11 protein-coding genes are annotated in these 7,879 nt (G+C 60.8%); 4 read left to right on the top strand and 7 right to left on the bottom strand.

The annotated features are described in order from the left end of the window. The 3 genes from Q8M42_RS04250 to Q8M42_RS04240 all read left to right on the top strand — a co-directional run. Positions 1-492 (top strand): multicopper oxidase domain-containing protein (locus Q8M42_RS04250; protein WP_370870315.1); only part of this gene is annotated, 492 nt, incomplete at its 5' end. Positions 493-504: 12 nt separating this feature from the next. Beyond that, positions 505-1,005: a cupredoxin family protein gene (locus Q8M42_RS04245; RefSeq protein WP_304868620.1), complete on the top strand. Its 501-nt coding sequence runs from the start codon at positions 505-507 to the stop codon at positions 1,003-1,005. Between the two features lie 121 nt (positions 1,006-1,126). Next, positions 1,127-1,459 (top strand): copper-binding protein, encoded by a 333-nt coding sequence (locus tag Q8M42_RS04240; RefSeq protein WP_304868618.1) that lies wholly within the window; start codon positions 1,127-1,129, stop codon positions 1,457-1,459. Positions 1,460-1,494: 35 nt separating this feature from the next. On the opposite strand, the gene Q8M42_RS04235 is transcribed toward Q8M42_RS04240, so the two are convergent. Beyond that, complete coding sequence (locus Q8M42_RS04235; RefSeq protein ID WP_304868616.1) at positions 1,495-1,866, bottom strand: glutaredoxin domain-containing protein; 372 nt, start codon at positions 1,864-1,866, stop codon at positions 1,495-1,497. A gap of 123 nt (positions 1,867-1,989) precedes the next feature. On the opposite strand from Q8M42_RS04235, the gene Q8M42_RS04230 reads away from it, so the two are divergent. Continuing rightward, the gene (locus Q8M42_RS04230; RefSeq protein ID WP_275961523.1) at positions 1,990-2,226 is read left to right on the top strand and encodes a DUF3820 family protein; all 237 of its coding nucleotides are present in this window, start codon (positions 1,990-1,992) and stop codon (positions 2,224-2,226) included. A gap of 131 nt (positions 2,227-2,357) precedes the next feature. Here the strand turns inward: Q8M42_RS04230 and mqo are convergent, their stop codons facing one another. From mqo to nhaD, 6 genes are all read right to left on the bottom strand, one after another. Then, positions 2,358-3,953, bottom strand: coding sequence for a malate dehydrogenase (quinone) (gene mqo, locus Q8M42_RS04225; protein ID WP_304868614.1), 1,596 nt, complete (start codon positions 3,951-3,953; stop codon positions 2,358-2,360). 420 nt (positions 3,954-4,373) lie between these two features. Further along, the gene (gene folE, locus Q8M42_RS04220; RefSeq protein WP_160014565.1) at positions 4,374-4,922 is read right to left on the bottom strand and encodes a GTP cyclohydrolase I FolE; all 549 of its coding nucleotides are present in this window, start codon (positions 4,920-4,922) and stop codon (positions 4,374-4,376) included. Between the two features lie 86 nt (positions 4,923-5,008). Beyond that, a complete protein-coding gene (locus tag Q8M42_RS04215; RefSeq protein ID WP_275961526.1) occupies positions 5,009-5,566 on the bottom strand; it encodes a Smr/MutS family protein in 558 nt (185 codons plus the stop codon). A gap of 60 nt (positions 5,567-5,626) precedes the next feature. Then, entirely contained in the window at positions 5,627-5,953 is a 327-nt protein-coding gene (locus Q8M42_RS04210; protein WP_304868612.1) for a hypothetical protein, read from the bottom strand. Positions 5,954-6,076: 123 nt separating this feature from the next. Continuing rightward, positions 6,077-6,673 (bottom strand): cysteine hydrolase family protein, encoded by a 597-nt coding sequence (locus Q8M42_RS04205; RefSeq protein WP_304868610.1) that lies wholly within the window; start codon positions 6,671-6,673, stop codon positions 6,077-6,079. A 318-nt stretch (positions 6,674-6,991) separates the two neighbouring features. Next, positions 6,992-7,879, bottom strand: an 888-nt coding sequence (nhaD, locus tag Q8M42_RS04200) for a sodium:proton antiporter NhaD (protein WP_305283486.1), incomplete at its 5' end; no start/stop codon positions are given.

The raw sequence follows: 7,879 nt of genomic DNA, 5'->3' as shown, positions 1-7,879 counted from the left end.
GAGTTCCTTGCCGATGAGGAGGGCGACTGGGCTTTTCACTGCCACAAGAGCCACCACACCATGAACGCCATGGGCCATGACGTGCCGACGCTGATTGGCGTCGATCACCGCGAGATGACCCGCAAGGTCGCCAAGCTGATCCCTGACTATATGGTGATGGGCGAACGCGGCATGGCTGATATGGCGGAGATGCAGATGCCACTGCCGGATAACACCGCACCGATGATGACCGGCGACGGCCCCTTCGGCTCGGTGGAAATGGGCGGCATGTTTACCGTGCTCAAGGTGCGCAAGGATCAAGCACCAGGCGATTACCGCGACCCCGGCTGGTTTAAGCACCCGGCCGGCACTGTGGCCTATGAATGGCAAGGGGAGTTGGCCAAACCGGCGCGTTCGAGCGAGGCCGGCGGGCAGTCGATGCCGCTTAAGCAGCCGCCTGTCGAGCCGGTCGAAGTGCAAGTGCGTAAACCTAGCGGCCATGCTGGCCATTGAGGAGGTAGACCCATGCAACAGACAGCTTATTTGCCGTTGGCATTCGCCCTGGCGGGCTTGCTGCTTAGCGGCCCCGTGCTGGCCCATAGCGAACAACACACTGCGCAGCACAGCGCTGCCGTAGTCAAAGAGCAGAAACCCTGGGGTATTGCCGGTGACCTTGAGCAGGTCAGCCGCACCATCGAAATAGGCATGAGCGACCAGATGCGCTTTAGCCCCGACCAACTTGAGGTCAAACAGGGCGAGACCATCCGCTTTGTGCACCGTAACCAGGGCAAGTTGCTGCATGAGTTCGTCCTGGGCACTCAGGCGGATCTGGATGAGCACGCGGCGATGATGGTCAAGTTCCCCGGTATGCAGCATGACGAGCCCTATATGGTCCATGTCGGGCCGGGGCAGAGTGGCGAGATCATCTGGACCTTCAACCGCGCCGGCGACTTTGATTTCGCCTGCCTGATCGCCGGCCACTACCAGGCGGGAATGGTTGGCAAGGTGCGGGTTGTGGCGAACTGACAGAGGCGTGTGAACCCAGGTCAGCCTGTACTGGCCTGGGTAATAGCGGCAGCGCAATTCTTGCGCGGGCCGATAAATGATCAGGGCGACCACTGGGTCGCCTGACTTGAGGAGCAAGACCATGAAGCAACTACTGATTGCCTGTCTGCTGGGCAGCATGGCGTTTAGCGTACAGGCCAGCGATGAACACATCGGCCACAAGGACCATGAGGCCGCGCAGGCCAATGCCAGCCTAAGTCAAGGCGAAGTGCGCAAGATCGATGCAGCCAACCAGAAAATCACCCTGCGTCACGGGCCGTTGGCCAATATCGGCATGCCGCCGATGACCATGGTGTTCCAAGTGCAAGACGCCGCCCAGCTGGAGGGGCTTAAGGTGGGCGACAAAGTGAGTTTTGTTGCGCAGCAACAGGGCAGTCAGTTTGTTGCGAGCGAATTGCAGGCTATGCAGCCTTGAGGTGTTGGGGCCGCTAGGCGGCCCCGATTGCCTGATCAGGCAGCAGCGAAGCGCTCGTCGAGATAAGCGATGATCGCCTTGGACTCGAATAGCCAGGTGCTCTGGCCGTTTTCTTCGATGCGTAGGCAAGGCACCTTGATCTTGCCGCCTTGCTGTTCCAACTCGCTGCGCGCCTGAGCGTCGTTCTTCGCGTCGCGCAGGGCTACCGGCACATTCAGCTTGTGCAGGGTGCGGCGGGTTTTTACGCAGAACGGGCAGGCGTGGAACTGGTACAGCGCGAGGTTGCTGGCGCTTTGCTCGACCGCAGCCTGAGCTTCTGGGGTGCGTTTAAGCTTGGCCGGACGGCTGATCCAGTCGAGGAAGATGATCAACTGGCCGAGGCCGATACGCAGTGCCTTGATAATCATGCGGGGGCAAACCTTGGGTCGATAAACAGGGGCGCGCAGCTTACCCGAGTTTTTCCGCCTTGGCCTGGCCCTGGGCTGAACGGCATAATCTGCGTTCGATTGCCGAACCCTGCCGAGCCTGCGATGAAACCTGAAGACCTTCTGTTGCTGGTAACCCGCGAGATGCCTTTCGGCAAACACAAAGGTCGCTTGCTCGCCGATCTGCCGGGTAATTACCTCAACTGGTTTGCCCGCGAAGGTTTCCCCCAGGGTGAAATCGGCCGGCTGCTGGCGCTGATGCAGGAGATTGATCACAACGGCCTGTCGGGCCTGCTCGACCCTTTACGCAGCAAACCGCGGGTGCCGTTCAAGGGCCAGTAGGCTTTTCACTGGGCAATAAAAAACCGGCTTGTGGCCGGTTTTTTATTGCGTGCCATCCATGGCCGCAGGCTGTGTCGCGCGAGGCGACGGTAAAAAGTGCTTCTGGCAATCTGCATTGCGCAGCAGGCGGCTTACTGCGCCTGGCTGACCTCTGGGGTGAGGGCCAGCGGTGGCACTTCAACGAACTCCAGTTGCAGGCGTTCGCTGCTCCAGGCGCGGGTCTGGTTGGTCAGCGCCAGGTCGTCGTTCAGCTTTTGGCCGTAGGACGGGATGATTTCTTTCAGCTTGTTTTGCCACTGCGGGCTTTGCAGTTTGTCCTTGAAGGTCTTTTCCAGTACCGAGAGCATGATCGGCGCGGCCGTCGAGGCACCTGGCGAGGCGCCGAGCAGGGCGGCGAGGCTGCCATCGGCGGCGCTGACCACTTCGGTGCCGAACTGCAGGATGCCGCCGTGTTCGGCGTCTTTCTTGATGATCTGCACGCGCTGGCCGGCCTGGATCAACTGCCAATCTTCCGACTTGGCATTGGGGAAGTACTCGCGCAGCGAATCCATGCGGTCTTCCTGGCTGAGCATCAACTGGCCCATCAGGTAGGTGCTGAGCGAGAAGTTATCGATGCCGGCGTGGGTCATCGGCAGGATGTTGTCGGTGGTCAGGGCGCTGAAGGTGTCGAACAGCGAGCCATTTTTCAGAAACTTGGTGGAGAAGGTGGCGAACGGTCCGAACAGCAACACCTTTTTGCCCTCGATCACCCGAGTGTCCAGGTGTGGCACGGACATCGGCGGCGAGCCGACCGAGGCTTTGCCGTACACCTTGGCCTGATGCTGGGCGACGATTTCCGGGTTGCTGGTGGCCAGGAACGAGCCGCCAACCGGGAAGCCCGCATAGCCTTCGGCCTCGCTGATGCCGGACATCTGCAGCAGCTTCAGCGCGGCGCCGCCGGCGCCGATAAACACAAACTTGGCGTTGATGGTTTTCTCGGCGCCGCCGTTGCTTAGGTCGGCCACCCGCACGTTCCAGGTGTTGTCGGCATTGCGCTCGATACCGCGCACTTCATGCTGCAGGTTGAGGCTGACGTTGTCCTGCTGGCTCAGCGAATCGAACAGCTGGCGGGTGATCTCGCCAAAGTTGACGTCGGTGCCGATCGACACGCGGGTAGCGGCAAGCTTCTGCCCAGGCTCGCGGCCTTGCATCACCAGCGGTACCCACTGCTCGATCTGCTGAGGGTCTTCGGAATACTCCATGCCGCGAAACAGCGAGCTGGCCTGCAGCGCCGCATGGCGCTTCTTGAGGAAGTCGACGTTGTCATCGCCCCAGACAAAACTCATGTGCGGCACGTTGTTGATAAACGAAGGCGGGTTGTTCAGCACCTTGCGCTCAACCTGATAGGCCCAGAACTGTTTGGAAATCTCGAAGGATTCGTTGATCGCCACCGCCTTGCTGATATCGATGCTGCCATCGGCCAGTTCGGGGGTGTAGTTCAGCTCGCAGAAGGCCGAGTGGCCGGTGCCGGCGTTGTTCCAGGCGTTGGAGCTTTCATCGGCGACGCGGTCGAGACGCTCGTAGATATCGATACTCCAGCCCGGCTCCAGCTCATTGAGGTAGGTGCCCAGGCTGGCACTCATGATGCCGCCGCCAACCAGAAGGACGTCCACGGTTTTTTCTGGCTCAGGGTGCTTGGCGCAGCCGATCACGCTCAGGCACAGGAGGGTCAACAGGAGTTTTTTCATTAAACCAACCATCTTATCGGTGAAGTCAAAATGACGACCTGGGCGACACGGGATCAGGCGTGTGGCAATAGCCTGCATGCCCGTCGGCGGGCGACAGGCACAGGGCAGGTGTACAGGGCGTCGTGTGCGTAACGGCAATGGCTCAGGGCGCAGCTGGCGAAGCACTGCGCAAGCGTTGCAAGGCGTGGGGCGACTGCCGTTGTCAGGCTTATCGCAAGAAGCATGCCCGCAGCACACCAGCCCCAAGCTGCGGCGTGCTGCCGCAGAGGGATGGGCGTTTTGCCTGTTTCGGGTGGCGTGATCTCGCCATGTTTGGGCGGTTTTACCGAGGCTTTTGGCGGATTGTCGCCGCCTGACTTGATCGCCTGCAGGCGCAAAAAAACCGGCGCTAGGCCGGTTTTGGGTGCTGCACAGGCTTGCTCAGTTGTTGACCAAGCTGAGGAACTCGCTGCGTGTGGCGGCGTTTTCGCGGAACTCGCCGAGCATCACCGAGGTGACCATGGAGGAATTCTGCTTCTCCACGCCGCGCATCATCATGCACATATGCTGCGCTTCGATCACCACCGCCACACCGAGGGCACCGGTGACCTGCTGGATGGCTTCGGCGATCTGCCGGCTGAGGTTTTCCTGGATCTGCAGGCGGCGCGCGTACATATCGACGATGCGGGCGACCTTCGACAGGCCGAGCACTTTGCCGTTGGGGATATAGGCGACATGGGCCTTGCCGATAAAGGGCAGCAGGTGATGTTCACACAGCGAGTACAGCTCGATGTTCTTCACCAGTACCATTTCGCTGTTGTCGGAGCTGAACAGCGCGCCGTTGGTGACTTCTTCGAGGGTTTGCTGGTAGCCCTTGCACAGGTACTGCATGGCTTTGGCGGCGCGCTTGGGCGTGTCGAGCAGGCCTTCGCGGGATACGTCTTCGCCAAGTTGGCCAAGGATCGCGGTGTAGTTCTGTTCCAGGGACATGGACAATCTCGTAGGTCTTTCTAAAGGGCGCAGGTTAGGCCGCGAGGCTCGGGCTGGCAAGTGCGTAACCCGCCAGCGGCATGAGCTTATTCGTCGCGGCCATCCATCATGGTGCGCTTGAGCATCACGTACACCGCGCCGGTGCCGCCGTGTTTGGCCAGGCAGGAGGTGAAACCGAGTACCTGTGGATGTTGGCGCAGCCAGGTGTTGACGTGGCTTTTGATCATCGGCTTGCGGCCGTCCATGCGCACCGCCTTGCCGTGGGTGATGCGCACGCAGCGCACCTCCAGCTTGTTGGCCTCGGCGATAAATTCCCACAGGGTATCGCGGGCTTTTTCCACACTCATGCCGTGCAGGTCGAGGCTGCCTTCAAAGCTGATCTGCCCCAGCTTGAGCTTGCGCATCTGGCCTTCCTGCACACCGTTGGCGGCCCAGTACAGTGGGTCTTCGGCGCCTACATCGATGACAAACTGGTCGGACAGGCCGTCGACCTTGACCGAATCCACGCGCGCCGTGGCGGCCTGGCGCAGGGTGGCCAGTTGGGCACGGTTGGGTTTCGGTTTACCGGTGTCGGCGCGGTCATGCTTGATTGGTTTGACGCCGCGCAACTCGGCTTTGAACAGGGAAAAATCGTCGTCTTGCATTTAGGCCTCCGCGAAGGCCGCTAGTGTACCCAAGCTGCCAGCTTCCGTGCTTGCCTGGATCTAGTCGCGCTTTTTCATCAGATGTGGGGCCATGCTCAGGTCGCTGGGGCGGCGCAGGCGGCGTCGGCAGCGGCGCCAGAGCATCACGCCGAAACACAGCAACAGCAGGCCGATAACGATAAATACGCTGGCCGCGCCTGGTGATTCGTTCAGCGGGCCGAGTGCAGCGGGCTGGCCGAGCAGGGTGGCGGTGCCGGCCATTGTCAGCAGTACGCCGAATGTGGCGAACAGCGCGGCCAGGCCAGCGCCCAGGCGCAGGCGCAGGCGCCAGTTGCTGGCATTGCGTGGGCGCAGGCGGCGTGCATCAAAACCATCGGAGTGTTTCATTCCGATTTCCTCATGCCAATTTCCTCGGTGGCTATCGGCGGTATGACCGGTGTGGGCTGGCGTGGTTCAACTGCGCCCAATAGCCCCTGCGCAAGTTGCGAACTGCGCCGCGCTGGCGGTTGATCAGATCAAGGCGCTGGCGCAAGGCACCACGGCGGCAAAGTTGTCGGCCAGGGCGATCATCTCGGCGCGGTGCATGTCTGCTGCGCTGATTACCTGACCGTCGAGCGTTGGCAGGTCGCGGGTGGCGCAAGCGGCATCGACCACTGTGCAGCGGTAACCATAGTCTTTGGTGGCGCGCACCGTGGTGCTGATGCTCGAATGGGTCATAAAACCGCAGACGATCAGGTCCAGGTGGCCCAGGGCCTGCAAGCGATCATGCAGGTCGGTGCCGTTGAAGGCGTTGGGCATGCGTTTTTCTACGATGATCTCGCCAGGCAGCGGCGCCACTTCCGGCAGGTGCAGGCCGCGAGGGCCGCGTGGATCGAGCAGGCCATCGGGAATGCCCAGGTGTTTGACGTGGACGATGGCGCTGCCCAGATGACGGGCGGCGGCCAGCAGTTTGGCGATTTCTTCCAACGCGGCATCCAGCCCTGGTAATTGCAACACGCCGCTGCGGTATTCCTCTTGCGCATCGATGACCAGCAAGGTCGCATTGCTCAGGCTGGCGGGCGCATGGCTGCGGCCAGTGAGGGCGAACATCGTTTTAGGGGTGGACATGGCAGGAACTCCAGGCTGGCATGGACAGTCCACCCATTGTCCGCCTGTGCTGCGCTGCTGTGAACCTTTGTGGTCGATGATCTTGCATGCTGCCTATGCGGCGAGCAGAATCGGGGTGCTGCCGAGGAACGGCGATCTCAAGCAAAGGAGCTGCAATATGAGCCTGATTGCACTGTTTTCCGAACACTTCTGGCTGTTGTTTGCCGTAGCGATTTCCATCGCTGTGCTGCGCGAATTGCACCTTAAACGAGACTAGTGGCGACGCTTGCACAGCCGCGGTCATCGACAAGCGCCAGGCTATGCCCTGGCGCTTGCGTCTCAGTACAGGCCAAACAGTTCGAACTGCAGGTACCAGATACCCAGCGAGCCGAAGAAGTTGACCAGAATGGCTGGGAGAAACTTCAGGTGCACGGCGAAGCTGTAAGTCTTGTCCAGCGACATCGCCATCACTCCGGCGGCTGAGCCGACTACCGTCAGCGAGCCGCCAATGCCCACCATCAGTGCATTCAGCGCCCACTGATTGAGGCCTAACTCTGGGTTGGACATCAGCGCAGCCGCTTCCACGGGCACGTTGTCCATCACTCCAGACGCCACGCCGAGCACCACGTTGACCGCGGTGGGGTGCAGCACTTCAAACAACCGCGAGATATACGACAGCCAGCCGACGTGATTAAGGCAGGCCACCGAGGTGATGATGCCGATAAAGAACAGCAGGGCGTTCCACTCGACCTTTTGCAGTTGATCCTGCCAGGGCAGCTCGATGCCGCGGCGCATCAGCAACCAGGCATACAGCGCGACGATGCCCAGGCCAATGCCGATGGCGAACTCGATGCTGACTTTCAGCACGATATTGCACAGCACCGCGCCAAACACCGCGAAGAAACCAACTATCGCCAGCCCCGCACCGCCGGGTTTGAGCGCAGACTCGGCCTGGTCGGCCACCTGAATCAGGCTTTGCCCATCGAGCTTGCGCAGGTAGAAGAAATGCAACGTGGCGGCAAACAGCAACCAGCCAATCAACGCCGAGGGAATCAGCAACAGCAGGCCGGCGATGCTGATCTTGCCGGCCAGCACCACCATCAGGCTGGTCGAAGTGCCGAGAAACCACACCCCGGAGTTGGAGGCGACCACGATGTTGCACAGCGAAATATGTGTGTAGCGCTGATTGGTCGAGATGCTTTTCACGGTTTTGCCGAAGATCATCGC

It is taken from the genome of Pseudomonas sp., assembly GCF_030684895.1.
In the GTDB taxonomy this organism is placed as follows: domain Bacteria; phylum Pseudomonadota; class Gammaproteobacteria; order Pseudomonadales; family Pseudomonadaceae; genus Aquipseudomonas.
This window is presented reverse-complemented; position numbering and strand designations above follow the sequence as displayed.

What these genes read in the sequence shown, in the direction of transcription:
- Q8M42_RS04245 (WP_304868620.1), top strand. Translation starts at nt 505, where the DNA reads ATGCAACAGACAGCTTATTTGCCGTTGGCATTCGCCCTGGCGGGCTTG.
- Q8M42_RS04205 (WP_304868610.1), bottom strand. Translation starts at nt 6,673, where the DNA reads ATGTCCACCCCTAAAACGATGTTCGCCCTCACTGGCCGCAGCCATGCG.
- Q8M42_RS04240 (WP_304868618.1), top strand. Translation starts at nt 1,127, where the DNA reads ATGAAGCAACTACTGATTGCCTGTCTGCTGGGCAGCATGGCGTTTAGC.
- Q8M42_RS04235 (WP_304868616.1), bottom strand. Translation starts at nt 1,866, where the DNA reads ATGATTATCAAGGCACTGCGTATCGGCCTCGGCCAGTTGATCATCTTC.
- Q8M42_RS04215 (WP_275961526.1), bottom strand. Translation starts at nt 5,566, where the DNA reads ATGCAAGACGACGATTTTTCCCTGTTCAAAGCCGAGTTGCGCGGCGTC.
- mqo (WP_304868614.1), bottom strand. Translation starts at nt 3,953, where the DNA reads ATGAAAAAACTCCTGTTGACCCTCCTGTGCCTGAGCGTGATCGGCTGC.
- Q8M42_RS04230 (WP_275961523.1), top strand. Translation starts at nt 1,990, where the DNA reads ATGAAACCTGAAGACCTTCTGTTGCTGGTAACCCGCGAGATGCCTTTC.
- Q8M42_RS04210 (WP_304868612.1), bottom strand. Translation starts at nt 5,953, where the DNA reads ATGAAACACTCCGATGGTTTTGATGCACGCCGCCTGCGCCCACGCAAT.
- folE (WP_160014565.1), bottom strand. Translation starts at nt 4,922, where the DNA reads ATGTCCCTGGAACAGAACTACACCGCGATCCTTGGCCAACTTGGCGAA.